This is a genomic window from Jatrophihabitans sp. (assembly GCF_036000465.1).
Taxonomy (GTDB): domain Bacteria; phylum Actinomycetota; class Actinomycetes; order Mycobacteriales; family Jatrophihabitantaceae; genus Jatrophihabitans.
Genome location: NZ_DASYFV010000016.1, coordinates 209161 through 233603 on the forward strand (window position 1 = coordinate 209161; position 24443 = coordinate 233603).

Genomic DNA, 24443 nt, shown 5'->3' on the forward strand with positions numbered 1-24443 from the left:
CCTGCCGCTCGCCGGGCCGCCTTGCGTTGACCGGCCCGCACGCGCTGTGGTCACATTGCCCCGCACCTGATCCAGCCCCAGGGGAAGCCGGTCCAAGTCCGGCGCTGACCCGCAGCCGTAGGTCGTCCACCACATCGCGGTGGCCGACGAGTCGGAACACCTGGCCTGGAACCGGCTCCACCATTCGCCGTCGTGGTCTACGGCTCCGGAGTTCCGACGGTTGCGAACGGGCCGGGATCGCCGGTGCGGCCGCGGCCATCGTGACACCTCGGTTCGAGATCGCCCGACACCGAGGACATTATGCAGACGCACCGCATCATCACGGCCGGCGCGGGTATCGCCGCCGTCACCCTGCTCGCCACCGCCCCGGCCGCCATCGCGGCGACGCCGACCTACACCGTCACCTCGAGCCCGGCCCAGGCCGCCGCGGGCTGGCTCACCACCCAGTTCGTGAACGGCTCGCACCTGCCCGCCCCGGACGGCAACCACTTCGACTTCGCTCCCTACGGCAGCAGCTACTACGCCAACTACGGCGAGAACGCCGACGTCGTGTTCGCCCTCGCCGCCGCGAAGACCGGCCGCACCAGGATCGCCACGGCGGTCTCCTACCTCGCCGCGCACGCGAACGATTACGCCGACATCACCGGCGCCCAGCAGTTCGGGCCGGCCGACGGGTCGATCGGCAAGATGGCGCTCGCCGCCAGGGTCGCCGGCGCGAACCCGACGTCGTTCGGCGGCCGGAACCTGCTGGCGAAGCTCAGGTCGGACGAGTGCGTGAGTTCGTGCGGCACCGGCGTCGTCGCGGGCCAGGGCGCCAACCTGTTCGACACCAGCATCAACGAGTCGTTCGTGATCCTCGCCGAGGCCCGGGCCGGCGGCGCGTACACCCCCTCGGCCGCCGCCACCTCGTACTTCCTGTCGCTGCAGTGCGCGAACGGTGGCTTCAGCGGCGGGGCGAGCGCCTGCGGCTCCGGCGCGGCCGACCTCGACTCGACGTCGTACGGGCTGATGGCCCTGACCGCTCTCGGCGGGCACACCACCGAGGTGCAGAAGGCCGTCGCGTGGCTGCAGGCGCAGCGCAAGGCCGGCGGCTACTGGGAATCGCAGGGCATCGCCAACGCCAACTCGACCGGCCTCGCCACTGCCGCCCTGCAGGGCGGCCACGCCGACGTGAGCACCGAGCGGGCCTGGCTGCGGTCGCAGCAGGTTCGCGCCGGGTCGGCCGGCGCGGGCGCGATCAAGTACAACGGCACGGTCACCGCGACGACCGCGGCCAAGGGTGCCTCACCGTCGGTGCTGGCCACCGCGCAGGCGGTGACCGGGCTCGTCGACAACGGCGGCCTCGCCACCGTGACGGCCACCGGGGCCGGCGACGGCGTGGCCGTGTTCGCCCCGACCGCGCGGCTGTCGGCCGGCACCGTCGAGGCGGGCCAGCGGCAGACCGCGACCGCGGCCGGCTTCCTCGCCGGTGAGGCGGTGCGCGCCGTCATCCACTCGACGCCGGTCACCGTCGGCACAGCCAAGGCCAACGCCCTCGGCGTCGCCACCATCGCCTGGACGGTGCCGGCCACGATCCCGGCGGGCGCGCACACCCTCACGCTGACGGGTCTCACGTCCGGGCTCTCGGTCTCGCGGCCCCTGACCGTCGTTGCCGCGGTCGCCACGGGCTCGCCCGTCGCACCGTCGTCGACCCCGGCCGGCACGACGACGTCGAGCACCGGCGTCCTGGCCAACTCGGGCCGCGACGGCCGCACGACCGTCGAACTCGGCGTCCTCGGCGCGCTGGCCGTCGCGCTCGGTGCCGGCCTGCTCGTGCTCGGACGGCGGCGCAGCCACTGATGCGGCGCCTCGCGGCGACGCTGTCGGTCGCGTTCGGGGTGGGAGCGGCGACGCTCCTCCCCGGCGCGCCGGCGCTCGCGGCGACCCCGCACTACGTCGCGCTCGTCATCGCCGGCCACGGCACCTACTGCGTGCGCGCGGGCGGCTCGGGTGACTCCGTGCTCAACGCCGTGGTCGAGGTCGGCTACCGGCCGTCGGACCACATCATCTGGCAGATCGACAACTACCCGAGCCCGCCCTTCACCGACTCGCGGCACTACTGGTCCTACTGGCACGACACCTCGGGCCGCTGGTCGTACTCGGCCGACGGGGCGAACGCCTGGACCCCACCCGCCGGATCCGTCGAGGGCTGGGTGTTCGGCAACGGCTCGGCGCCGCCGCCGCGCAACCCGGCCGGGCTCTACGCCGCGCTCTGCGGCCACCTCGACCCCCAGTCGCCGCCGCCCGTGCGACGGACCACGACCCCTTCTGTGGTCCGGACGACGGCACCACGGCTGGTCGCCCCGTCGTCGCCCTCTACCGTGGCCCGTCGCAGCAGCGGCCGCCCGTCGAGTTCGACGGTGCGCCGATCGAGCCCACCGGTACCGGCCACCACGACGCCCGCCACCACGACGCCGGTCGCGTCGAGGTCGACGACCCCGGCACCGGCGTCGACCTCGACGCGGGCCGTCGCTGCGAACGCCAGCGGATCGGCCGCCCCGGCCCTCGCCGGGGCCGGGCTCGTCGGGATCATCGCCGCAGGCGGAGGATGGGCGGCCTGGAGACGACGGCGAGGGTGATGCGCACAGCGGCAGCGGCACCGGTCGGGCGGCGGGTGATGCCGCGCGGTCCGAGCCGGCTACCCCGTGCGCTGCACCCGGTCGCCTGGTGGGTCTGGGCGATCGGTCTGGCGACGGCGGTCAGCCGCACCACCAACCCGCTGTTGCTCGTCCTCGTGCTGGCGGTGCTCGGCTTCGTCATCGCCAGCCGGCGCACCGAGGCACCCTGGGCCCGCGCGTTCAAGTACTACCTCTGGATGGCGGTGATCGTGATCGCGATCCGGGTCGTCTTCCGCACCGTCTTCGCCAGTGGCGCGGCCCCCACCGATCACGTGCTGTTCACGCTGCCCACCGTTCCGACGCCGCACTGGTACGCCGGCGTGCACCTCGGCGGGCCGGTGTCGCTGGAGGCGCTCCTCGCCTCGGCCACCGACGGGCTGCGGCTGGGCACGATGCTGTGCTGCATCGGCGCGGCCAACGCGCTCGCCAACCCCAAGCGGGCGCTGCGGGTGCTGCCGGGCGCGCTCTACGAGCTCGGCGTGGCCGTCGTCGTCGCGGTCACCGTCGCGCCGCAGCTGATCGAGAGCGTGCAGCGGGTGCGTCGCGCCCGGCGCCTGCGCGCCGGTCAGGGCAAGGGCTTACGCGCGCTGCGGGGCATCGCGATCCCGGTGCTCGAGGACGCCCTCGAACGCTCGCTGCGCCTGGCCGCGGCGATGGACAGTCGCGGCTACGGCCGCACCGGTACCGCCACCCGCACGAGCCGGCGGGTCACCGGCGCGCTGCTGATCACCGGCCTGCTCGGGCTGTGCGCCGGCGTCTACGGCCTGCTCGACCCGACCACCCCGCACTACCTCGGCCTGCCCGCCGTCCTCGTCGGCGGCCTGCTCAGCACCGCCGGCCTGGCGCTCGGCGGGCGCCGCATCACCCGCACCACCTACCGGCCCGATCCGTGGCGCGCCCCGGAGTGGGTCGTCGCCGGTGGCGGCGTGCTCGGCGCGGCCCTGCTGTTCGCGTCGTCCGACCCGGGGCTCAGCCCCACCTTCCAGCCTCTCGCCTGGCCGACGCTCCCGCTCGTCCCGGTCGTCGCGATCCTGCTGGCCGCGCTGGCCGGCGTGGTGGCGCCGCCCCCGGTCGCGCCCGCCGCATCGCGAGTCACGCCCGCCCGCGCGCCCGTCCGCGAGCAGGTGCCGGCGTGATCGAGTTCGACCGGGTCACGATCACCTACCCCGACGCCACCGGCCCCGTGCTGCGCGACGTGAACCTGCGCGTCGACGAGGGCGAGCTCTGCCTCGTCGTCGGCCGCACCGGAACGGGCAAGTCGACCCTGCTCGGCGCGATCAACGGGCTGGTGCCGCACTTCACCGGCGGCACGCTCGTCGGCGCTGTCCGCATCGACGGCCGCTCGACCGCCGCCCACCCGCCGCGCGAGCTGGCCGACCTGGTCGGGGTGGTCGGGCAGGATCCGCTCGCCGGCTTCGTCACCGACACGGTCGAGGAGGAGCTCGCCTACGGCATGGAGCAGCTCGCCGTGCCGCCCACCGTGATGCGCAAGCGCGTCGAGGAGACGCTCGACCTGCTCGGCCTGGCCGAGCTGCGGCACAAGGCGCTGCACGAGCTGTCCGGCGGGCAGCAGCAGCGGGTGGCCATCGGCGCCGTGCTCACCGCGCACCCGCGGGTCCTGGTCCTGGACGAACCGACCTCGGCCCTCGATCCCACCGCCGCCGAGGAGGTGCTGGCCGCGATCACCCGGCTCGTCCACGACCTCGGCGTCACCGTCGTGCTGGCCGAGCACCGCCTCGAGCGCGTCGTCCAGTACGCCGACCGGGTCGTGCACCTGCCCGGCGACGGGACGGTGACCGACGGGCCGCCCGACACGATGTTCGCGACCAGCTCCGTCGCCCCGCCCGTCGTCGAGCTCGGCCGCCTCGCCGGCTGGGCGCCGCTGCCGCTGTCGGTGCGCGACGCCCGCCGCCGCGCCGGCCGGCTGCGCGAGGTCATCTCGGCCCGGGCCGTGCCGACCCTGCGACCGTCCGGTCCCGGGGCCGCGGCGCCGCTGCTCCGGGCCAAGGGCATCTCGGTCGCCTACGGTCCGGTCGTCGCCGTCCGGGAGGTCTCGCTCGATCTGCACGCCTGCGAGGTCGTCGCCCTGATGGGACGCAACGGGTCGGGCAAGTCGTCGCTGCTGTGGGCGCTCCAGGGTTCCGGGCCGCGCGCCGGCGGCACGGTGGCCGTCGGGCCCGATCGCGCCGACCCGCGCGACGAGGGCCGGGCCGAGGGACGCCGGCTGGTCGGGCTGGTGCCGCAGACCCCGGCCGACCTGCTGTACCTGCCGAGCGTCGCGGCCGAGCTGGCCCAGGCCGACGCCGAGTCCGGGCCGGGCCCGCGCTCGGCCCGCGACCTGCTCGACCGGCTCGTGCCCGGCATCCCCGACGACCTGCACCCGCGGGATCTCTCCGAGGGCCAGCGACTGGCGCTCGTGCTGGCCGTCCAGCTGCGGGCGGCGCCCGGTGTCGTGCTGCTCGACGAGCCCACCCGCGGCCTCGACTACCCGGCCAAGGAGGCGCTGCGCCGCATCGTCGACGGGCTGGTCGCCGAGGGTCGCTCGGTGGTCGTCTCGACCCATGATGTCGAGTTCGTCGCCGCCGCGGCCGACCGCGTGATCGTGCTGGCCGAGGGCGAGGTCGTCGCCGACGGTCCGACCGCCGATGTCATCGTCGCGTCCCCCGCCTTCGCCCCGCAGGTGGCGAAGATCCTCGCGCCGTTGCCCTACCTGACCGTCGCCCAGGTGGCCGCCGCGCTGGGGGAGGCCCGATGAGCGTCGCCATCCGGGTGCGGCCGCGCACGGGCCTGGCCATCTCGCTGGCCGGCATCGTCGGGCTGGTCGCGTTCCTGTGGCCGTTCGTCGTCGTGCCGGGCCGGCTCGGCAGCACCTTCGCACCACCCGTGCTCTTCGGCGTCCTGCTCCTGCTCGTGCTCGCCGTCGTGTTCGCCGAGATCGCCGACGGCGGGATCGACTCGAAGGCGGTCGCGATGCTCGGGGTGCTGTCCGCGGTCAACGCGGCCCTGCGCCCGCTCGGCGCCGGCACGGCCGGCATCGAGACCGTGTTCTTCGTGCTCGTCCTGGCCGGTCGGGTGTTCGGCCCGGGCTTCGGCTTCACCCTCGGCTGCACATCGCTGTTCGCATCGTCGGTGATCACCGGGGCGATGGGGCCCTCGACGCCGTACCAGATGTTCGGGTGTGCCGCGGTCGGACTCGGCGCCGGGCTGCTGCCGCGGGCGACGGGGCGGGCCGAGGTGCTGCTGCTCGCGGTGTACGGCGCGGCCGCGGGCTACGTGTTCGGGTTCCTGCTCAACCTGTCGTTCTGGCCGTTCTTCGCCGACCCGGGCAGCTCGATCGGTTACCTGCCCGGGGCGCCGTTCGCGGAGCAGTGGCACCGCTACCTGCTCTTCGACGTCGCCACCTCGCTCGGCTGGGACACCGGACGGGCCGTCACCAACTTCGTCCTGATCCTGCTCGTCGGCCCGGCCGTTCTCATGACGTTCCGCCGGGCGGCGCGGCGCGCGTCGTTCGAGGCGCCGGTCGCGTTCCGGCCGGCGGCCTGACCGATGCGCATCGTCTCGCTGCTGCCCTCGGCCACCGAGATCGTCTACGCCCTCGGCCTCGGCGACGACCTCGTCGGCGTCACCTTCGAGTGCGACGAGCCGGCCCGGGCCCGCACCGACAACCGGGTCGTGGTCGGCGGTCGCGACACCAGCGACATGACGCCGGGGATGATCGACGCCTACGTGCGCGCGCAGGCCGCGGCCGGCGCCGACCTCTACCACCTGCACCGCGACGCGCTGGCCGGTCTCGACCCCGATCTCGTCCTCACCCAGGATCTGTGCTGGGTCTGCGCGCTGCCCTCGGCCACCGTGACCGAGGCGCTCGATTTCCTCGGCTGCCGGGCCGAGGTCGTCGCCCTGGATCCGTACTCCCTCGACGACGTGCTCGCCACGATCGCGACCGTGGCCACCGCCGCCGGGGTGCCGGATCGTGGTGCCGCCGTGGTTGCCGGCCTGCGCGCCCGCCTGGACATCGTTGCCCGCCGGGTCGCGGGTCGACCCCGCCCGCGGGCGGCCGTCGTCGAGTGGGTCGACCCGCCGTTCACCGCCGGGCACTGGATCCCCGATCTCGTCCGGGCGGCCGGCGGCGAGCCGGTCGCGGCGACCCCGGGGGAGCGCTCGGTACCGACGACCTGGGAGGCCCTCGCTTCGGCCCGGCCCGACGTCGTCGTCGTGTCGCCGTGCGGCTACCACCTCGACGGCGCGGCCGAACAGGCCGAGGTCGTGACCCGGCACCTTCCGGACGTGCCGGTCTGGGCCATCGACGGCGACGGGCTGATCGTGCGCCCCGGACCGCGCGTCGTCGGGGGTGTCGAAGCGCTCGCGGCGGTGCTTCATCCGGATCTCGTCGAGCCGGCGCCGAACGCTGTCCGGCGGGTCCGGTGACTGCCTGTCACAGACCGGTGGACAGGGCGCGCATCCCACCCATCACGAACGTAACGCCCCGGCCGCTACTGTCGATTGACACTGCGGGACCGGGAGTCGGCCTCGGATCGACACGAAGGACGAGTGGAGTCGTACATGAGCTGGATGTGGCGGTTGGAAGAGGCCGACGGTAGCCAGTTGCCCGACCCGCCGTCTCCGACGCACCCCAACCAGTCCGACGCCGAGAGTTGGCTGGGCGAGGTCTGGCACGAGCTCTCCGAGGCCGGTGTGGCCCAGGCGACCCTCTACGAGGACGAGCGCAAGGTGTACGGCCCCATGTCGCTCGCCGAGGGCTGAGCCCACGAACCGGTTCAGGCCCGGCCCGGTTCGATCACCGTCACCCCGTCGACGGTGGCTTCCCCCAACGCGCTCAACGCCACCGCGCCCTGGCGCAGACCGATGCGGCGGGTCACCAGCCGACCCGGATCCAACTCGCCGCTGACTATCCGGGCGAGCATCGCCGGGTAGTCCCGGGCCGACATGCCGTGGCTGCCCAGGATCTCCAGTTCGCGCGCCACGGCGAGGGTCACGACCTGCGCGGCAACGACGGTGTCACCGCCGAGGAGCCCGACCTGGACGTGCCGCCCCCGGCGTCGCAGGCATTCCACCGACGCGAGCAGCGAAGAGGCTCCGCCGATGGCATCGATCGAGATGCGAGCGCCGCCGCCGGTCAACCCGATGATCTCCCTCGGATCCGCGGTCGCGTGCTCCGCGCCGAGACGCAGGGCACGGTCCCGTGCCTCGGGCACGGGGTCCACCGCGATCACCCGGGCACCCTCGGCCACCGCGATCATGACCGCCGCCAACCCCACCCCGCCGCACCCGTGGATCGCCACCCAGTCGCCCGGTGCCGGCCGCGCATGTGCCGTGACCGCCCGGTAGGCCGTCGCGAATCGGCACCCGAGAGCAGCGGCCGACGCCGATCCGATCGCCTCGGGCAGCGCCACCAGGTTCAGGTCCGCCACCGGCACAGCGACGAACTCGGCGAACGAGCCCCAGTAGGTGAAGCCGGGCTGCTGCTGGCGCTCGCACACCTGAAGGTCACCCCGAAGGCAGGTGGGACACCTGCCGCACGCGCAGACGAAAGGCGAGGTGACCCGGTCCGAGACCTGCCACGTCGAGACGTCGCGTCCGACCTCGGCGATGACGCCGGCGAACTCGTGGCCAGGGACATTCGGTACGACGACGTCCGGGTCGTGACCCATCCATCCGTGCCAATCGCTGCGGCACAGACCTGTCGCCTCGACCCGGATCACGACACCGTCGGGCGGGCACACCGGATCCTCGATGTCGACGACTGTCGGCGTCGCCCCGAACTGGTCGTACCGCACCGCTCGCACCGACGGAGCCTAGGACACCGATGCCCCGGGCCACGATCCCCTGGCCATGACGCGCTTGCCGATGGCCGCGCAGTCGGCCCGGACGCGAGCCGTTGGTCAGCGCTGGTCACGCAACCGCGTGAGCCACTGCGCAAAGGTCTCGGCGTCGAGCCTCGCGCGGGGCGGCACGTAGATCGTCATTGCCTGGAAGACCTGACGGTCGGCGGGTTCGATGACACGGCGGAGCGGGCTGAGCCGGGCGAGGTAGGCGCGTTCCGCCTCAGCCGTGCGACCGACGTACACGACCTGGATGCGAGCGCGCGAGCGAGTGGTCACGGCGCCGACGTCGCACCACCTGATCCGTTGCCGGCCGCACGATATCCCGTCGCGATCGACGTGCACCCCCGCTCGGCCGGCGAGCGAGCGCCGGGTCGCGGTTGCGCAGGCTGCGAGCAGGGCACCGGCGGCCAGCACGGCGAACGCGATCGTCTCCGGTGAGCCGGTACGCACCAGGACGGCGCAGTAGGTCAGCCACGCCGTCATGGCGGCAGCCAGGACGGCCCGCCGCGCCCGGCTCGGCGGAACGGTCAGCCATCCGCGCTCGTCGTAGGAGGTGTGCCCCTCGTCGACCGGTGCAGCCAATTCTGGCATCGCCCCGATTCGGGATCGGAGGGCTCGCGCCATGCCGGCGCCGTGGGACGCGGACGTGAAAGCCGACGACGTGGCCATCACCGACTCGCCGCCGCAACAGCATCGTCGCGGGAGCCGTCACCGGTCCCTCTCGGAGGTGGATGCCGACCGCGGCATCGCCCTCGGCGCCCGGATGCGTTCAGGGTCATCACACCTGTGAGACGCCGGAACCACGCTGCGAAGTTGCAGGCGTGACGCGAATGAGACACAGGCGCTGACGCGCAAGGCCGTCAGCCTGATGAGGCGACCGGCGGCGAGCCAAGGATCTGGCTCGGCCGGCCGAATGACGGGGTCAGGTTACGACGAAGGTTGCTGGGCTGGTCGCCGTCCCGATCGAGGTCGTGACGGTGATCGGACCCGTGCCGGCTCCGACGGGGACCCGGACCACGATCTTGGTCGAGGTGTTGGAGACTATGGCGGCGGTCGTGCCGCGGAAGGCCACCCGGCTCGCGTGGCCGAGGTTGACGCCGGTGATCGTCACCTTGGTGCCGACGGCTCCCGTCACGGGTGTGAAGCCGGTGACCTCAGGTGTGACCGCCGTGTCCATCCGGCCGATCACGTTGTTCATCTCGGTGAACCACAATGCGCCGTCGGGGCCCGTCGTGATCTCCGACTGCGGCGTCGGGTTGACCGCCGCATAGCTGCTCACCTTGCCGGCCGTGGTGATCCGGCCGATGTTGTCGGTTGCGTTGTTGGTGAACCAGAGCGCGCCGTCCGGTCCGGCGGTGATCCCGTAGGGCGAGACGACCGAGGGGTCGGAGTAGAACTTCACTTTGCCGTTCGTGGTGATGCGGCCGATCGAGCTTCCGATCGGGTTGCCCAGGTCGTCGTAGGAACCGACATTGGTGAACCAGAGGGCTCCGTCAGGGCCGGTCACAATGCCATGGGGATTCTGGATCCGAGGGTCGGAGTAGAAGGAGAACGCACCGGCGGTGGTGACCCGGCCGATCCGGTTGCCGTCGACGAACCAGAGAGCTCGGTCCGGCCCGGCCGTGATCCCGTTCGGCTCGGTCAGTCGGGCGTCGCCGAAGCTGGTGATCGTCCCGCCGGTCGTGATCCGGCCGACGGCCGGGCCCCCCGCGCGGCCGCCGGGGCTGGTGAACCAGATGGCTCCGTCCGGACCGTTCGTGATGCCCAGGGCGGCGTTCCCGGAGGTGCGGTACGAGGTGATCTCGCCGCTCGGGGTGATGCGCCCGATCATGTCGCCGCCGCCCCAGCCGTTGTTGGTGAACCAGAGGTTCCCGTCCGGTCCGGCGACGATGGCGAACGGCTGCGCGATGTTCGCCTGTGCGATGTTCGCGGGGTCGCTGAAGTAGGTGACGGCGCCGTTGGTCGCGATCCGGCCGATGGAGCTGAAGCTCGGGATGCCCGTCCCGCCCCCGCTGTTGGCGAACCAGAGCGCACCATCCGGTCCGCTGACGATCCCCTGCGGTGCGTACATGCCGTTGCCCTTGTACACCGAGACCGCACCCCCGGTGGTGATCCGGCCGATCGAATCGCCGAGACCGCCGCCTCCGGAGTTGGTGAACCACAGCGCACCGTCCGGACCGGTGGTGATTCCGTACGGCTGGTCCAGCTTGTCGGGGTCGGTGAAGTGCGAGATCACGCCGGCGGTGGTGATCTGCCCGATCGTCGGGGTGGTGCCGCACGGTGGGCAATCGGTGGACGTGCTCTGGTTGGTGAACCAGAGCCTTCCGTCCGGGCCCACGGTGATCCCCACCGGGTTGAACAGGCTCGGGTCGGTGTAGTACCCGTACGTGCCCGACGTCGTGGACATGTACCCGATGGAGCCGTCGATCTGGTTCCCCGAACTGTCCTGGGTGCCCTGGTCGGTGAACCAGAGCTGTCCGTCCGGCCCACTCACGATGCTGCTCGGCCGGACGATCCCGGAGCCCGCGAGGTAACGGAAGGTGATCTCGTGGGTGGTGGGATCGATCCGACCGATGTTGCCGCTGTCGTCGGTGAACCACAGGCCCCCGTCCGAGCCGGCGGTGATCCCTTCGGGCCCCTGCATACCCGGATTCGTGTAGTAGGTGATGGTGCCGTCGGTCGTGATCCGGCCGATTGCAGGAGCGCCGTGACTCGTGAACCACATCGCGCCGTCCGGCCCGACAGTGATGTCCCGCAGCGCCCGGATCCCGGCGCTGCTGTACGAGTTGATCGCGCCGCTCGGCGTGATCCGCCCGATCATGTTCCCGCCGCCCCAGCCGTTGTTGGTGAACCAGAGGTTCCCGTCCGGCCCGGCGATGATCGCGCTCGGCTGCCTGATGTTTCCCGGGCTGCTGTACAGGCTCACCACGCCGGCGGGCGTGATCTTGCCGATGGTGTCGTTGCTCCCGTTCGTGAACCAGAGGTTCCCGTCCGGCCCGGTGACGATCCCGCCCGGCCCGCCGATGTTGAAGTAGGCAGTGGTCCCGCCCGCGGCCGGCGGCGGGGCAGCGGCCACCGGGAGGGCCAACCCGACCATCAGGGCGGCTACCGCCGCCAGGACCGCCGACGGCCTGATGCCGGTCTGCCGGAAATCACGGGTTCGCATGATGACCTCCCGGGCTCGTACCCGACGCACACCGCTAGCGTGCTCCCGACAACGAGCGAGAAGCCCGAGTCCGAAGCCTCCCGGAGAGGGGGCCCAACGTCGTCCGTCCAGGTGGCCCAGCAAGATCCATCGATCGCCGTGGCTGAGCGCAGGCCGGCTCTGTGCGCGAATGTGACCGTCGCCGATGGGCGTCACCTAGCCTGTTCGACGTGCCCGTACTCGCGCCACTGGTCGTCGTGGGCGTAGTCGTGTGCTTCGCCCTTTGGGTCCTCGCCGACGCGCGGCGGTGGGCACGACGAGGCACTCCCGTCGTCGTCCGCCTCGGCTCCATCACGATCGCAACTCCCGAGGCCTGGGCCGTGGCCTGTCTGCTCCTGTTCGTGATCTTCGGGCCGGTTTACGTGATCGCGCGTCGCGGTTGAGCGACATCGGTGGTCGGCGAGCAGTCCCGCCGCGGCTCCGCGCGCACACCTGAGCTCGCTCCGTAGCCCTACGGTCTTCGATCGAGCCGGAACCACCACTGCCGGTGGGCAGCGGCGACGTCAGGACGGGATGGGTGCGCGACCGATCACGACGAAGTCGGTGATCAGTCGGTCGATCTCGGGTGTCCGTGTGCCGCTGCTCAGGGCTCGGACCGCAGCGGCGCTGACGGTCGCGGCAGCGGGGTGGTAGCCGCGCAGGGCGTTGTTCTCGAACTCGTACCAGGACGAGGGCATGGTCAGCTCGAGGTCGAGGCCGCCGTCTGCCCGGGGGTGTTGGGTGTACAGGGGGTTGATGTGGAGGTGCCCCTGGTCGTGGGGCCAGCCGTCGGGGGCCTCGGGCGCGAGGTCGGTGTCGGGGTTGCCGCTGAGCAGCAGGGTCAGCCACTTGGCCTCGGCGCACTCCTGCGCCGTGGAGGCGGTCACGGTGGTGCGATCGAGGTAGTGGCGGACGAGGCGGTCCTCGTCGGTGATCAGGTGGTGGTGGTCGCTGATGAGGGCGGCCCAGCCGCCGGCGCTGCGTTCGAGCCCTTCGTGGGGCTCGTGGTCGAGGTTGCCGACCCGGGTCAGGACGACGGGCCCGTCCGGGCACACCCGGAGCAGCTCGCTCAGGATGGTCTCGGCGTTGGGCAGCAGGTGGAAGGCGTCGGAGCAGATCACCGCGGCGATGGAGCCGTCGGCCAGCGGGAGGGCGGTAGAGGCGTCGGCGCAGACGAACCGGGCGCCGGGGGCCACGAAGTGGGTGGCCAGCCACAGTTGGAAGAAGGTGCGGTCCACGCCGACGACGGCGGTGGGGGGGCCTGCGGCGATGTCGCGGCTGAGGTGCCCGTAGCCGCAGGCGAGGTCGAGGACGACCCCGGTGCTGGCCAGCACCGGGCGGGCAGCGGCGTGGGCGGCGAGGTAACGCGGTTGCGTCGTGCGGTGGCGGAAGTAGTGGACGAGTTCGCCGTCGATGCCCTGGCTGCGGGTGTGGAACAGCTCCGACCACCAGGCCAGGGTCCCCGCGCGCCGCCCGTGGCCCAGGTGGGCCCGCAATCGCTGTCGGCGAATCCAGCGAGCGAGGGCGCCGATGCGGGGCTGGCTGAGGAGGCGACCCGACCCGGGAATGTGACTGCCACGCCACTGCGGGGACGGCGTGACCGTGAGCAGGGCGAGCAGCGCGTCGAGGCTGTGCCCTGTCTCGATGAGCGCGACCAGGGCGGCGGTGTCGGGGCCGCCGGCTTCCTCGTCGCCGGTGACGTGGTTTCGCACCGTGACGCGGCCGCGCAGCAGGATGGGAACACCGTCGACCACCGGGTACGGGCTTGCCCCGCCGCGCAACACGCCGAAGCCGTCACCGGGCAGAGGTTGGTCCGCGGCCCGCTGGAACGTCATCCGGCGCCCGGTGACGGGGCAACGGAGGAGCTGCCACGGCGAATCATCGAGCACGGGGCCGCCGGGCTCCTTGCTGCTGGCCGTCACGACACCTCCAGGTAGCGGGCCCAACCCGAACCCGGAGATGATGTTAAGTGATACCGAACCCGCGTCAACTCCCGGCCGATCTTCTCGGCCCGGACCCGACTCGACAGCAACTCGTGGGTTCCCGGTGGCGCGCTGGTAGCGGACGCGAACGCACCGAGGACGCGATCGGCGGCGACAGCGCGCGTGGCACCGGCCTGACGCCTACGGCTTGGTGCGCTCCACCTTCAGATCGCCGTCGGCGAAGTTCGCCCGCAGGACCTTCTTGTCGAACTTGCCGACGGTCGTCTTCGGCACCTCGTCGATGAAGGTCCAGTTCTCCGGCACCTGCCACGCCGCGACCTTGCCGTCGAGGAACTGCGCGAGCGTCTCGGGGCCGACGTCGCTGCCGGCGCGGCGCACCACGCAGGCGAGCGGACGCTCGGTCCAGCGGTCGTCCGGGATGCCGATTACCGCGGCCTCGACGACGTCGGGGGAACCGGCCAGCAGGTTCTCGAGCTCGACCGAGGAGATCCACTCGCCGCCGGACTTGATGACGTCCTTGCTGCGGTCGGTGATCTGGAAGAAGCCGCGGCGGTCGATGCTGCCGATGTCGCCGGTGCGCAGCCAGCCGTCATGGAACTTCTCCGGGACGTCGGCGCGGTAGTACGAGCCGGTGATCCACGGGCCGCGGACCTCCATCTCGCCCACGGTCTCGCCGTCCCAGGGCAACTCGTCGCCCTCGTCGGACGTGATGCGCATCTGCACCCCGGCCACGACCCGGCCGGTCTTGAGCCGCCACCCCAGCTCGTCGGGCGAGCCCACCTCGACGTCGGCCGGCGGGTGCGCCATGCCGCCGACGGGCGAGGTCTCGGTCATGCCCCAACCCTGGATGATGCGCACGCCGTATTTCGTCTCGAACGCCTCCATCAGCGAGCGGGGGATGGCCGCGCCACCCGACGTCCCGATGCGCAGCGACGACAGGTCGATGTCGTGCTCGTTGCCGTACTGCAGGATGCCGCCCCAGATGGTCGGGACGGCCGAGGCGGCGGTCGAGCGCTCGGTGGCGATGAACGTGCAGATCGGCTCGGGCGTCATGTGCGGGCCGGGCAGGTGCAGCGTCGCGCCGGACAGGAACGCACCGAACGGGATGCCCCACGCGTTGACGTGGAACATCGGCACGAAGGTCAGGATCTTGTCGCGCTCGGTGAAGCCGGTGACCGACGCGCTCAGCGTGGCGAGCGCGTGCAGGTAGGTCGAGCGGTGTGAGTAGACGACACCCTTCGGGTCGCCCGTGGTGCCGCTCGTGTAACACATCGACGCGGGCGCCCGCTCGTCGATCTCGGGCCAGTCGAAGCCCGGCTCGTGCGCGGCCAGCAGTTCGTCGTAGCGCAGCACCTGGGCCGTGGCGGCCAACGCGGAGGCATCGCCCTCACCGACGACTATGTAGGTCTCGACCGTCTTCAGCTGATCGGCCACCGGGGCGATCGCCGGGATGAGCGTGGAATCGACGATGACGATGCGGTCCTCGGCGTGCTCGACGATCTGAACGAGCTGCGCGGCGGGCAACCGGATGTTCAGCGTGTGCAGCACCGCGCCCATGCACGGCACCGCGTAGTACGCCTCGAGGTGCTCCTGGTTGTTCCAGCAGAACGTGCCGATGCGGTCACCGGTCTCGACGCCGAGGCCGGTCAGCGCCGCCGCCAGCCGTTCGGCGTTGTGGGCGATCTCGGCGTAGGTGGCGCGTCGGGCGCCGTTGCCGGTCCACGTGACGCACTCGCTGTCGGGGTAGATGTGGGAGCCGTGCTGCAGGATCGCGGTGACGGTCAGCTGGAAGTCGTCCTGCATCGTGCTGGTGATCACGGCTGCTCCACATCGTTCGATCGAGGGGGTCAGCCGCCCTTTCTACCCGACCGTGGTGAGCTGCGCCTCAGAAGTCCTCGCCGCGCTCGACCTGCGGCCCGGGGAGGCGCCAGCGGCGCGGCAGGTAGGCCCGGCTGCCGGCGTAGAAGCCGATGCCCAGGGGGCTGCCCTCGGCCTTGCCGAAGCGCTCGACCGCCATTGCCCGGATGCGCCGGCCGACGAGGAACCACTCGACGACGAAGCCGAGGAACAGCAGGATCGTCACCGGCGAGAGGATCGGGACCGCGTAGCTGGCGATGAACAGCGGGAACAGCCACAGTAGGTAGTTGCTGAACATCCGCTTCGAATCGACGTAGTCGCGGGCCAGCTTGCGGGTCGGGCCCTGGTCGCGGCGCGGCAGCGCCGACGGGTCGCCCCGCTTGAGCGCGGCCCGCTGCTCGGCGGCCGACTGCGGCTTCGCGGCGACGCGGGTGGCCTTCTGCTCGCGGCCGAGCTGCTTCTGCCGCGCGTAGGCCTCCTTGCGGGTCTTCGGTGCGGTCACCGGACCGCGGCGGCCCTCGGCGTCACGGCGCTTGGGGGTCGGGCGTCCCTTCCCCAGGTTGACGGACGACTCGGTCGGCTCGACGACCTCGGTCTCGGGTTCGTCGGACGCGCCACGGCGGGATAACTTCACCCGCCCAGGGTAACCGGGACGCCGTTACGGCAATGCCAGCATCCGGTCGAGGGCCAGCCGGGCGTTCGCGGCCATCCGCGCCTCGACCGTGATCCGATTGACGACCTCCCCGCGCACCAGCGACTCGAGCGAGTGCACGAGGTGCGGCAGGTCGATGCGGTTCATCGTCGAGCAGTAGCAGACCGTCTTCTCGAGAAAGACGACGTTCTTGTCGGGATGCCGATCGGCGAGGCGGCGCACGAGGTTGAGCTCGGTGCCGACGGCCCAGCTGGTGCCGGCCTCGGCCGCGTCCAGCGTCTTGATGATGTGTTCGGTCGAGCCCACGTGATCGGCGGCGAGCACGACGTCGTGGCGGCACTCCGGGTGCACCAGGACGTTGACGTCGGGGATGCGGCGCCGCACCTCGGCCACGTTGTCGGCGGTGAACCGGCCGTGCACCGAGCAGTGCCCGCGCCACAGGATCATCTTCGCGTCGCGCAGCTGCTCGACGGTCAGGCCGCCGTTGCGCTTGTGCGGGTCGAACACGACGCAGTCCTCGAGGCGGAGCCCCAGTTGCCGCACCGCGGTATTGCGACCGAGGTGCTGATCGGGCATGAACAGCACCTTCTCGCCGCCGGCCCCGCCGCGGGCGACCGGGTCGAAGGCCCAGCGCAGTGCCCGTTCGGCGTTGGACGACGTGCAGACGGTGCCGCCGTGCTCGCCGGTGAACGCCTTGATGGCAGCCGAGGAGTTCATGTAGGTGACCGGCACGGTGACATCGGCGACACCGGCGTCGGCCAGCACGTCCCACGCCTCGACGACCTGCTGGTAGGCGGCCATGTCGGCCATCGAGCAGCCGGCGGCGAGGTCGGGCAGGATCACCTGCTGCTCGGGCCCGGTCAGGATGTCCGCCGATTCCGCCATGAAGTGGACGCCGCAGAACACGATGTACTCGGCGTCGGGGCGGGCCGCCGCGTCGCGGGCGAGTGTGAACGAGTCCCCGGTGACGTCGGCGAAGCGGATGACCTCGTCGCGCTGGTAGTGGTGGCCGAGCACGAAGGCGCGGTCGCCGAGGGCCGCGCGGGCCGCCTCGGCCCGGGCCACGAGATCCGGGTCGGACGACGGCGGCAACTCGCCCGGGCAGTCCACGCCGCGCTCGGAGTCGGGATCGGTACCCCGGCCCAGCAGGAGCAGGGCGAGGGGGGTGGAGACCGGTTCGGTGAAGGTCACGCCGTGAGGGTAATCCGATGCGCCGCCCGACCGCGTTCCTGCGTGCCGACGGTTACCATGGGAATACCTCGCCGGGAACTCCCGGTTGGGGCGAACGACACCGGCTGCCGGCGCCGAAGAGCGGCGCTCGCCACCGAACTGATCCAGGGAGCGACATGACCACCACGGAAACTTCCGTCGAGCTGACCACCGCCCCGGCCGAGGCGCCGGCTCAGGAGGTCCAGCTCACCGAGGCCGCCGCAACGAAGGTCCGCGCCCTGCTCGAGCAGGAGGGCCGCGACGACCTGCGCCTGCGCATCGCCGTGCAGCCGGGCGGTTGCTCGGGACTGCAGTACCAGCTCTTCTTCGACGAGCGCGTGCTCGACGGTGACTCCGAGCTGGCCCCGCACGGCGTCCCGGTCGTCGTCGATCGCATGAGCGCGCCCTACCTCGGTGGCGCCACCGTCGACTTCACCGACACGATCGAGCAGCAGGGCTTCACCATCGACAACCCGAACGCGGGTGGCGGTTGCGCTTGTGGGAATTCGTTCTGCGGCTGACCCGCCCGCCTCTCGGCGACTTTCTGTTGTCGTCGCGGTCCAGCGTCGCCCTGCGGTAGCGCTGCTGCCTGAACGTGCCAGCCACTTCGTCGTTAGGTAGCGTCCGCGCCATGCCCGTTCTCGTTGCCGGTTCCATCGCGACCGACCACCTCATGCACTTCCCGGGGAAGTTCTCCGACCAGCTGCTGGCCGACCAGTTGCACAAGGTGTCGCTCTCGTTCCTCGTCGACGAGCTGGTCGTGCGTCGGGGTGGCGTCGCCCCCAACATCTGTTACGGCATGGCCCAGCTGGGCGGTGCGCCGGTGCTGATCGGGGCCGTCGGCCAGGACTTCGACGAGTACCGCGGCTTCCTCGAAGCCGCCGGCGTCGACTGCAAGCACGTGCACGTGTCGAAGACCCAGCACACCGCCCGCTTCGTGTGCACGACCGACCTGGACATGTGCCAGATCGGCTCGTTCTACGCCGGGGCGATGGGCGAGGCCTACGACATCGAGATCGCGCCGATCTGGGACGCGACCGGCGCCGATCTCGCCGTCATCAGCGCCTACGACCCGGCGGCGATGGTCAAGCACAGCGCCGAGTGCCGCGAGAAGGGGCTGCGCTTCGTTGCCGACCCGTCGCAGCAGATCACCCGCATGGACGGCGACGCCCTGCGCGGCCTGATCGAGGGCGCCGAGCTGCTGTTCACCAACGACTACGAGAAGAGCCTGCTCGAGTCGAAGACCGGGCTGTCTGAGGACGAGGTCATGGCCCGCGTCGGCGTCCGGGTCACCACGCTGGGGTCGAAGGGCGTCGAGATCGTCGGACGCGACCTCGAGCGGGTGCACGTGCCGGTCGCCAAGGAGCGCAACCGGCACGACCCGACCGGCGTGGGTGACGCCTTCCGCGCCGGGTTCCTGACCGCGCGCGAGGACTGGCAGCTCTCCTGGGAGCGCGCGGCCGAGGTCGGCAGCCTGCTCGCCACGATGGTGCTCGAGACCGTCGGCACGCAGGAGTACGTCGTGGCGAAGGACGAGTTCAGCAACCGGCTGGCCGAGTCCTACGGCGACGACTGCGCCGCCGAGGTTCTGCCGCACCTGTCCTGAACCGGTAGGGCGTCAGTCCCGCTACGTACCGCGGTGACAGCCGCAGCGCCCGGGAACTGCTGCCTGCGGACCGCGCCGCAACTCGTCCCGGCCGGGATGCTGTTCCTGCTCGGTGACAACCCGGTCGGGCCGTTCGGGTCGGTGGGTGGTGCCGTCACCCTGGCCGCCGTGACCTGGGGCAACCCCGCCGTCAGAGGCGCACGGGGTAGACCGGCTCCGGGATCTCGGGGTGGATGCGCTGCTCGACGAAGATGCCGTGCCAGATGAGGAACACCAGCAGCGTCCAGATCTTGCGCGAGTAGTCGTGCGGGCCGTCGCGGTGCGCGTCGAGCAGGCGCAGCGCCTCGGACTTGTCGATCAGCTCGTCGGCCTGCGACTCGGTGATGATGGCGCGGGCCCACTCGTACATGACGTCCTTGAGCCAGTGCCGGATCGGCACCGGGAAACCGAGCTTCGGCCGGTTCAGCACGTGCTCGGGGACGATGCGGGTCAGCGCCTGACGCAGCGCGTACTTCGTCGTCTCCTTCGTCAGCTTCAGGTCCGTCGGCACCGACGAGCCGATCGCGAACACCTCGGTGTCGAGGAACGGGACGCGCAGTTCCAGCGAGTTGGCCATCGTCATCTTGTCGGCCTTGACCAGGATGTCGCCGCGCAGCCAGGTGAACAGGTCGACGTACTGCATCCGGGTCGAGTCGTCGAGGTGCGTCGTCTGCTCGTAGAGCTTGCGGGTGACGTCCATGTAGGAGACGGCCGGGTCGAACTTCTTGTACAGCCCCTGCATCTCCTCCGGACGGAAGATGCGCGCGTTGCCGTAGTAGCGCTCCTCGATGCCGATCGCGCCCCGGCGCAGCAGGTCCTTGCCCCGCTTGCCCTCGGGGATGCGGGTCGACAGCTTGCCGAGGCCGCGCCGGGCCGACTTGGGCAGGTAGTCGAACGCCCTGAGCGAGATCGGTTCCTTGTAGATCGTGTAGCCGCCGAACAGCTCGTCGGCCCCCTCGCCCGAGAGCACCACCTTGACGTGCTTGCGGGCCTCGCGGGCGATGAAGTAGAGCGGCACGAGCGCCGGGTCGGCCACCGGATCGTCGAGGTACCAGACGATCAGCGGCAGCGACTCCATCATCTCCTCAGGCGTCACGACCTTGGTGATGTGCTCGACCCCGATCGCCGCGGCCGACTCGGCGGCGACGTCGATCTCGCTGAAGCCCTCGCGCTCGAAGCCGGTCGTGAAGGTGAGCAGCTTGGGGTTGTGCCGGCGGGCGAGCGCGGCCACGGCCGTCGAGTCGATGCCTCCGGACAGGAAGGATCCGACCGTCACGTCGGCCCGCATGTGCTTCTCGACCGAGTCCTCGAGCGCCTCGGCGATCTGCTGGTAGAGCTTCTCGGCGTCGGGGACGGGCTTGATCGCGAAGTCGGGGTGGAACCAGCGCCGCGGGCGCAGCTGCTCGCCGGGGCGCAGTGTGAAGTGGGTGCCGGACTCGATGCGGCGGATCGCCGTGTGCATCGACGCCGGCTCCGGCACGTACTGCAGCGTCAGGTAGTGCTGCAGCGACGTGGCATCCACCTCCCGGTTCACCTCGGGCGTGGCGACGTCGAGCAGCGACTTCTTCTCGCTGGCGAAGAACGTGCCGCGCTCGTCGCTGTAGGTGTAGAGCGGCTTGATGCCGAACCAGTCCCGGGCGCCGAACATCACCCGTTCCTGGGAGTCCCAGATCAGGAACGCGAACATGCCGCGCAGCTCGCGTACGACCTTCGGGCCGAGGTAGTGGTAGCCCGCGACGATGGCCTCGCCGTCGCCGTCGGTCTCGAAGGTGGCACCGAACTCGCGGGCCAGCCGCTCGCGCAGCTCGAGGTAGTTGTAGATCTCGCCGTTGAAGATGAGCTCGTAGCGGCCGTTGCGCCACGGCAGCGGCTGGTGCGAGTGCTCGACGTCGATGATCGAGAGCCGGCGGAAGCCGATGGCGACGTCGTCGTCGTGCCAGACCCCGCTCTCGTCCGGCCCGCGGTGCCGCATGTCGGGCAGGGCACCGTCGACCGCGGCGGCGACCGAGGCCGCGTCACCGGTCGCTGACAGGAATCCGATCAGTCCACACACGCTGCCCAGTATCCCGGGTCGTGGTTCAGTGGCTGCGCCGCACCACGAAGCCGGGCGTGCCGTCGGCGGCCGTGATCTCGCCGACGAAGTCGTGTCGGCGCAGGCGGCACCAGGCTGCGATGTCCGGCCGGGCCGCCGGATCGTCGGCCTCGACGGTGATCGTCGCGCCGATCTCGATGTCATAGATGTGCCGGGCGAGGTCGAGGACCGGCAGCGGGCAGCGCCGACCGCGGGCGTCGAGGATCACAGTCCGGCCGCCCCGAGCGCGGCTCGGATCTCGGCGACGGCGCCGGGCAGGACGGCGAGGAAGCCGTCCACGTCGGCGTCGGCGGTGGCGTGGTGCAGCGAGACGCGGAGGTTGCCCGACGTCAGCGCCCCCATCGCGACGAGCACGTGCGACGGCTCGAGGGTCGACGAGGTGCACGACGACCCGGACGACACGGCGAAGCCGCGCCGGTCGAGCGCGCCGAGCAGCGACTCACCGTCGACGTAGAGGCAGGAGAACGTGACGAGGTGCGGCAGTCGGTCGTCGGGATCGCCGAGCACCTCGACGTCGGGGATCGTCGCGACGGCGGCGCGGATGCGGTCGATCAGGGTGTGGTGCCGGGCGGCGTCGGCCGCGCGGGTGACCTCGACCGCGCGCAGCGACGCGGCGGCGGCGACGATCGCCGGCAGGTCGGGTGTGCCCGGGATCCGGCCGGATTCGCCCTCGTCCTCGGGGTAGGGCGAGCGCCAGCGGGTGCCGGTGCGCACGCCGAGCACGCCGAGGGTCGGGCCGCCCCAGGTGCGGGCGTCGGCGGCCAGCACCGACCAGCCGGCGGGAAGGTCGGCGTGCCCGACGGTCTGGGTGGCGTCGACGACGAGCGGGACGCGCCCGAGCGCCGCTGCGACGTCACTCACCGGCTGCGTGGTGCCGACCTCGTGGTTGGCCGCCTGCAGGGCGGCCGCGGCCACGCCCGGCGCGGTCGCCGTGGCGACGAAGGCCTCGACGTCGACCCGGGCGAAGCGGTCGACCGGGATTGCGGTGGCGTGCCCGCCCTGCTCGACGTGCCGGGCCGCTGCGTGCAACACGGCCGAGTGCTCGACCGCGCTGTGCACCAGGCCGGGGGAGCGGCGGTTGCCGGCAAGCGCGCCCAGAACGGCGGCGTGCCGGGCCTGGGTCGCGTTGGCGGCGAAGCTGATCTCGTCGGGGCGGGCGCCCAGATCGGCCGCGACGGACTCCCGGGCGGCGTCGAGCAGCAGCCGGGCCCGGCGGGCCGCGCCGTACAGGCGGGCCGGATCGGCCCACCCGTCGTCGAGCGCGGCGAGCAGCGCCGTGCGCGCGACCGGATGCAGCGGCGCGCCCGCGGCGGCATCGAGGTAGGTCGCCACGACACGACGGTAGCCGCGAATCGCCCGACCCGCGCAGGGCGGCCGGGGTCGGGTCCAGTAGGCTCACGACGTCGAAAAAAGCGTGTCCGAGAGGCGGTTGGCAGGTGCTTCGTAGTCGATGGGCACGGGGTGGTCGCATGGCGGCCCTCCTGGGCTTCCTGACCCTGCTGCTCTCGGGCTGCTCGGCGAGTGACTGGGAGCGCAATCTCCGCTTCGGGTGGCCCACGGGCGTCACGAAGCAGGCCACCCGCATGCGGGTGCTCTACACCTGGTCCGGCGTCACCGCGCTGTTCCTCGGCGCCATCGTGTGGGGCCTGATCTTCTGGGCCTGCATCAAGTACCGCAAGCGCAACGACGAGCTGCCGCGCCAGACGAAGTACAACTTCGCCGTCGAGGCCGTCTGCTTCACCTTCCCGTTCATCGTCATCGCCGGGCTCTTCTACCGCACGGTGATCGTCGAGAACTACGTCAACCACCTGAGCAAGAACCCCGACGTCGCCGTGCAGGTCGACGCGTTCAAGTGGAACTGGCAGTTCGAGTACCACACGTACCGGGCCAACGGCGGGGCCGCGCAGACCGAGGCGTACGCCGGTCTGAAGGACCCCACCGACACCACCAAGCCCTACTACCTGTCCACGGTCGGTTCGCAGGACGAGATCCCCGTCCTCGTCGTCCCGGTGGGCAAGTCGGTGCAGGTCGACGAGCACTCCTACGACGTCCTGCACTCGTTCTGGGTCCCGGAATTCCTGTTCAAGCGCGACGTCATCCCGTTCGGCTCGACCGACACCAGCCGCGACAACCGGTTCGAGTTCACGGCCACGTCGACGGGTCGCTTCGTCGGCCGCTGCGCCGAGCTCTGCGGCACGTATCACTCGCAGATGAACTTCGAGGTCCGCGTCGTCCCGACGGGCACCTTCGAGAAGTACCTGGCGGCGCTGAAGGCCATCGGCCCGGACAACCCGTCCCGGCAGCGGCTCGCGCTGGCCCAGGCCGGCATGCCGGCGCTTGCCACCACCACGTACCCGTTCAACCCCGACCGTGCCGCGCGGGCCGCGTCGCAGAAGGGCAGCAACTGACATGAAGGTCGAAGCCCGGCTGTTCCTCGGCGTCGCCGTCTTCCTGTGGGTCGCGGCCATCGGATACGGCATCTGGACGAACATCGACACCGGCAGCGTCGAGCCGGTCGGAGTCGCCGCGCTGATCCTCTCCGGCGGACTGCTCGGCATCCCCGGCTCGTTCTTCCTGTTCGTGTCGCGGCGCATCGACCCGCGCCCCGAGGACCGTAACGACGCCGAGATCGCCGAGATGGCCGGCGACCTGGGCTTCTTCAGCCCCGGCAGCTACTGGCCCGTCGGCCTCGCCGGCTGCGCCACGGTGGTGGGCATCGGCCTGGCCTTCGTGCAGGTGTGGCTCGTGCTGGTCGGCGTGGCCCTGCTGATGTTCTCCGTCGGCGGTCTCCTCTTCGAGTACTACATCGGCGGGAACAACCGGCCGATCGGCTGACGCGCCGCGCCTCACCGGCCGCGTGGATCCTGGGGATCCGCGCGGCCGTCGTCGTTCGTGGACCTCGGTGGGCGGAAGCGCTCGATGGTCGCGGTGTACGCGGCGCGGTCGAAGACGAACGGGCCGATGCCGCGGAACAGTTCGTGGCCGTCGAGCGGGTCGTGGTCGGCCTGGAAACCGGGATCGCGCCACACGCCCGTTGTCTCGTCGGCGGTGGCGAGTGCCGTCACTGCGCCGCAGCCGGCGTCGCCGCCCTCGGGGCACACGTACGGCATCGTGCGCCCGCGCAGCCCCGGCGGGTGGGGCGACGCCGAGCAGTTCGTCGACGACCCCGTGACGGCTGGAGGCGGGCCAGTCGAGGCCCAGCGCGGGGTAGGTCGCCGGTGACGCCCGTCGGCCGGCCAGGAGCCGGCTCAGCGGCTCGCCGTCGATGACGAACTCGAGGTAGCGCCGCCCGTTGCGGTACACCGTGCCGTGCTCGATCTCGGCCAGCCGTTCGCCCGGCGCCAGCGTGTCGACCACG

The 24443-nt window shown here is 71.6% G+C and carries 23 protein-coding genes and 1 riboswitch; of the genes, 12 read left to right on the top strand and 11 right to left on the bottom strand.

Features of this window, described 5'->3' with window-relative positions; genetic code table 11:
* Positions 1 to 81 precede the first annotated feature (81 nt).
* A riboswitch (cobalamin riboswitch) is annotated at positions 82 to 161 on the top strand.
* A gap of 139 nt (positions 162 to 300) precedes the next feature.
* From VGN18_RS06805 to VGN18_RS06835, 7 genes are all read left to right on the top strand, one after another.
* Entirely contained in the window at positions 301 to 1839 is a 1539-nt protein-coding gene (locus VGN18_RS06805; RefSeq protein ID WP_327538904.1) for a hypothetical protein, read from the top strand.
* Complete coding sequence (locus tag VGN18_RS06810; protein ID WP_327538905.1) at positions 1839 to 2618, top strand: hypothetical protein; 780 nt, start codon at positions 1839 to 1841, stop codon at positions 2616 to 2618. Before VGN18_RS06805 ends, VGN18_RS06810 begins: the two co-directional genes overlap by 1 nt.
* Complete coding sequence (locus VGN18_RS06815; protein ID WP_327538906.1) at positions 2618 to 3793, top strand: CbiQ family ECF transporter T component; 1176 nt, start codon at positions 2618 to 2620, stop codon at positions 3791 to 3793. The genes VGN18_RS06810 and VGN18_RS06815 overlap by 1 nt, the downstream gene beginning before the upstream one ends.
* Positions 3790 to 5412, top strand: coding sequence for an ABC transporter ATP-binding protein (locus tag VGN18_RS06820; RefSeq protein WP_327538907.1), 1623 nt, complete (start codon positions 3790 to 3792; stop codon positions 5410 to 5412). Before VGN18_RS06815 ends, VGN18_RS06820 begins: the two co-directional genes overlap by 4 nt.
* Positions 5409 to 6200, top strand: a complete 792-nt coding sequence (locus tag VGN18_RS06825) for an ECF transporter S component (RefSeq protein ID WP_327538908.1) — start codon at positions 5409 to 5411, stop codon at positions 6198 to 6200. Before VGN18_RS06820 ends, VGN18_RS06825 begins: the two co-directional genes overlap by 4 nt.
* Positions 6201 to 6203: 3 nt before the next feature.
* On the top strand, positions 6204 to 7085 hold the full coding sequence (locus tag VGN18_RS06830; RefSeq protein ID WP_327538909.1) for an ABC transporter substrate-binding protein: 882 nt from the start codon (positions 6204 to 6206) through the stop codon (positions 7083 to 7085).
* 135 nt (positions 7086 to 7220) lie between these two features.
* Positions 7221 to 7421, top strand: coding sequence for a hypothetical protein (locus VGN18_RS06835; RefSeq protein ID WP_327538910.1), 201 nt, complete (start codon positions 7221 to 7223; stop codon positions 7419 to 7421).
* Positions 7422 to 7435: 14 nt separating this feature from the next.
* Here the strand turns inward: VGN18_RS06835 and VGN18_RS06840 are convergent, their stop codons facing one another.
* From VGN18_RS06840 to VGN18_RS06850, 3 genes are all read right to left on the bottom strand, one after another.
* Entirely contained in the window at positions 7436 to 8464 is a 1029-nt protein-coding gene (locus VGN18_RS06840) for an alcohol dehydrogenase catalytic domain-containing protein (RefSeq protein ID WP_327538911.1), read from the bottom strand.
* A gap of 96 nt (positions 8465 to 8560) precedes the next feature.
* Entirely contained in the window at positions 8561 to 9094 is a 534-nt protein-coding gene (locus VGN18_RS06845) for a hypothetical protein (RefSeq protein ID WP_327538912.1), read from the bottom strand.
* 331 nt (positions 9095 to 9425) lie between these two features.
* Positions 9426 to 11669, bottom strand: a complete 2244-nt coding sequence (locus tag VGN18_RS06850) for a virginiamycin B lyase family protein (RefSeq protein ID WP_327538913.1) — start codon at positions 11667 to 11669, stop codon at positions 9426 to 9428.
* Positions 11670 to 11878: 209 nt separating this feature from the next.
* On the opposite strand from VGN18_RS06850, the gene VGN18_RS06855 reads away from it, so the two are divergent.
* Complete coding sequence (locus VGN18_RS06855) at positions 11879 to 12091, top strand: hypothetical protein (protein ID WP_327538914.1); 213 nt, start codon at positions 11879 to 11881, stop codon at positions 12089 to 12091.
* Positions 12092 to 12211: 120 nt separating this feature from the next.
* Here VGN18_RS06855 and VGN18_RS06860 read toward each other — a convergent pair whose 3' ends face one another.
* The 4 genes from VGN18_RS06860 to nadA all read right to left on the bottom strand — a co-directional run bounded on the left by VGN18_RS06860 (position 12212) and on the right by nadA (position 17330).
* A complete protein-coding gene (locus VGN18_RS06860; protein WP_327538915.1) occupies positions 12212 to 13609 on the bottom strand; it encodes a class I SAM-dependent methyltransferase in 1398 nt (465 codons plus the stop codon).
* Between the two features lie 201 nt (positions 13610 to 13810).
* Positions 13811 to 15445, bottom strand: a complete 1635-nt coding sequence (locus VGN18_RS06865; RefSeq protein ID WP_349259848.1) for a long-chain fatty acid--CoA ligase — start codon at positions 15443 to 15445, stop codon at positions 13811 to 13813.
* Between the two features lie 70 nt (positions 15446 to 15515).
* Positions 15516 to 16121 (bottom strand): DUF3043 domain-containing protein, encoded by a 606-nt coding sequence (locus tag VGN18_RS06870; RefSeq protein ID WP_327538917.1) that lies wholly within the window; start codon positions 16119 to 16121, stop codon positions 15516 to 15518.
* 24 nt (positions 16122 to 16145) lie between these two features.
* The gene (gene nadA, locus VGN18_RS06875; protein WP_327538918.1) at positions 16146 to 17330 is read right to left on the bottom strand and encodes a quinolinate synthase NadA; all 1185 of its coding nucleotides are present in this window, start codon (positions 17328 to 17330) and stop codon (positions 16146 to 16148) included.
* Positions 17331 to 17485: 155 nt separating this feature from the next.
* Here nadA and erpA point away from each other — a divergent pair, with 155 nt between their 5' ends.
* Both erpA and VGN18_RS06885 read left to right on the top strand, forming a co-directional pair.
* On the top strand, positions 17486 to 17869 hold the full coding sequence (erpA, locus tag VGN18_RS06880) for an iron-sulfur cluster insertion protein ErpA (protein ID WP_349259846.1): 384 nt from the start codon (positions 17486 to 17488) through the stop codon (positions 17867 to 17869).
* A gap of 110 nt (positions 17870 to 17979) precedes the next feature.
* Positions 17980 to 18954, top strand: a complete 975-nt coding sequence (locus VGN18_RS06885; RefSeq protein WP_327538919.1) for a carbohydrate kinase family protein — start codon at positions 17980 to 17982, stop codon at positions 18952 to 18954.
* Positions 18955 to 19144: 190 nt separating this feature from the next.
* On the opposite strand, the gene asnB is transcribed toward VGN18_RS06885, so the two are convergent.
* From asnB to VGN18_RS06900, 3 genes are read right to left on the bottom strand one after another with little or no spacing between them, the layout of a single operon-like run.
* Positions 19145 to 21046, bottom strand: coding sequence for an asparagine synthase (glutamine-hydrolyzing) (gene asnB, locus VGN18_RS06890; protein WP_327538920.1), 1902 nt, complete (start codon positions 21044 to 21046; stop codon positions 19145 to 19147).
* 25 nt (positions 21047 to 21071) lie between these two features.
* Complete coding sequence (locus tag VGN18_RS06895) at positions 21072 to 21293, bottom strand: sulfurtransferase TusA family protein (RefSeq protein WP_327538921.1); 222 nt, start codon at positions 21291 to 21293, stop codon at positions 21072 to 21074.
* Positions 21290 to 22417, bottom strand: a complete 1128-nt coding sequence (locus VGN18_RS06900; protein ID WP_327538922.1) for a cysteine desulfurase family protein — start codon at positions 22415 to 22417, stop codon at positions 21290 to 21292. Before VGN18_RS06900 ends, VGN18_RS06895 begins: the two co-directional genes overlap by 4 nt.
* Before the next feature lie 137 nt (positions 22418 to 22554).
* Between VGN18_RS06900 and VGN18_RS06905 the strand changes: the two genes are divergently transcribed.
* Both VGN18_RS06905 and VGN18_RS06910 read left to right on the top strand, forming a co-directional pair.
* On the top strand, positions 22555 to 23493 hold the full coding sequence (locus VGN18_RS06905) for a cytochrome c oxidase subunit II (protein ID WP_327538923.1): 939 nt from the start codon (positions 22555 to 22557) through the stop codon (positions 23491 to 23493).
* A gap of 1 nt (position 23494) precedes the next feature.
* Positions 23495 to 23920 (top strand): cytochrome c oxidase subunit 4, encoded by a 426-nt coding sequence (locus VGN18_RS06910; protein ID WP_327538924.1) that lies wholly within the window; start codon positions 23495 to 23497, stop codon positions 23918 to 23920.
* An 11-nt stretch (positions 23921 to 23931) separates the two neighbouring features.
* Here VGN18_RS06910 and VGN18_RS06915 read toward each other — a convergent pair whose 3' ends face one another.
* On the bottom strand, positions 23932 to 24186 hold the full coding sequence (locus tag VGN18_RS06915) for a hypothetical protein (protein ID WP_327538925.1): 255 nt from the start codon (positions 24184 to 24186) through the stop codon (positions 23932 to 23934).
* Positions 24187 to 24443 lie beyond the last annotated feature (257 nt).

What these genes read in the sequence shown, in the direction of transcription:
- VGN18_RS06815 (WP_327538906.1), top strand. Translation starts at nt 2,618, where the DNA reads ATGCGCACAGCGGCAGCGGCACCGGTCGGGCGGCGGGTGATGCCGCGC.
- VGN18_RS06910 (WP_327538924.1), top strand. Translation starts at nt 23,495, where the DNA reads ATGAAGGTCGAAGCCCGGCTGTTCCTCGGCGTCGCCGTCTTCCTGTGG.
- VGN18_RS06835 (WP_327538910.1), top strand. Translation starts at nt 7,221, where the DNA reads ATGAGCTGGATGTGGCGGTTGGAAGAGGCCGACGGTAGCCAGTTGCCC.
- VGN18_RS06825 (WP_327538908.1), top strand. Translation starts at nt 5,409, where the DNA reads ATGAGCGTCGCCATCCGGGTGCGGCCGCGCACGGGCCTGGCCATCTCG.
- erpA (WP_349259846.1), top strand. Translation starts at nt 17,486, where the DNA reads ATGACCACCACGGAAACTTCCGTCGAGCTGACCACCGCCCCGGCCGAG.
- VGN18_RS06830 (WP_327538909.1), top strand. Translation starts at nt 6,204, where the DNA reads ATGCGCATCGTCTCGCTGCTGCCCTCGGCCACCGAGATCGTCTACGCC.
- VGN18_RS06850 (WP_327538913.1), bottom strand. Translation starts at nt 11,669, where the DNA reads ATGCGAACCCGTGATTTCCGGCAGACCGGCATCAGGCCGTCGGCGGTC.
- VGN18_RS06885 (WP_327538919.1), top strand. Translation starts at nt 17,980, where the DNA reads ATGCCCGTTCTCGTTGCCGGTTCCATCGCGACCGACCACCTCATGCAC.
- VGN18_RS06810 (WP_327538905.1), top strand. Translation starts at nt 1,839, where the DNA reads ATGCGGCGCCTCGCGGCGACGCTGTCGGTCGCGTTCGGGGTGGGAGCG.
- VGN18_RS06805 (WP_327538904.1), top strand. Translation starts at nt 301, where the DNA reads ATGCAGACGCACCGCATCATCACGGCCGGCGCGGGTATCGCCGCCGTC.
- VGN18_RS06905 (WP_327538923.1), top strand. Translation starts at nt 22,555, where the DNA reads ATGGCGGCCCTCCTGGGCTTCCTGACCCTGCTGCTCTCGGGCTGCTCG.
- VGN18_RS06845 (WP_327538912.1), bottom strand. Translation starts at nt 9,094, where the DNA reads ATGCCAGAATTGGCTGCACCGGTCGACGAGGGGCACACCTCCTACGAC.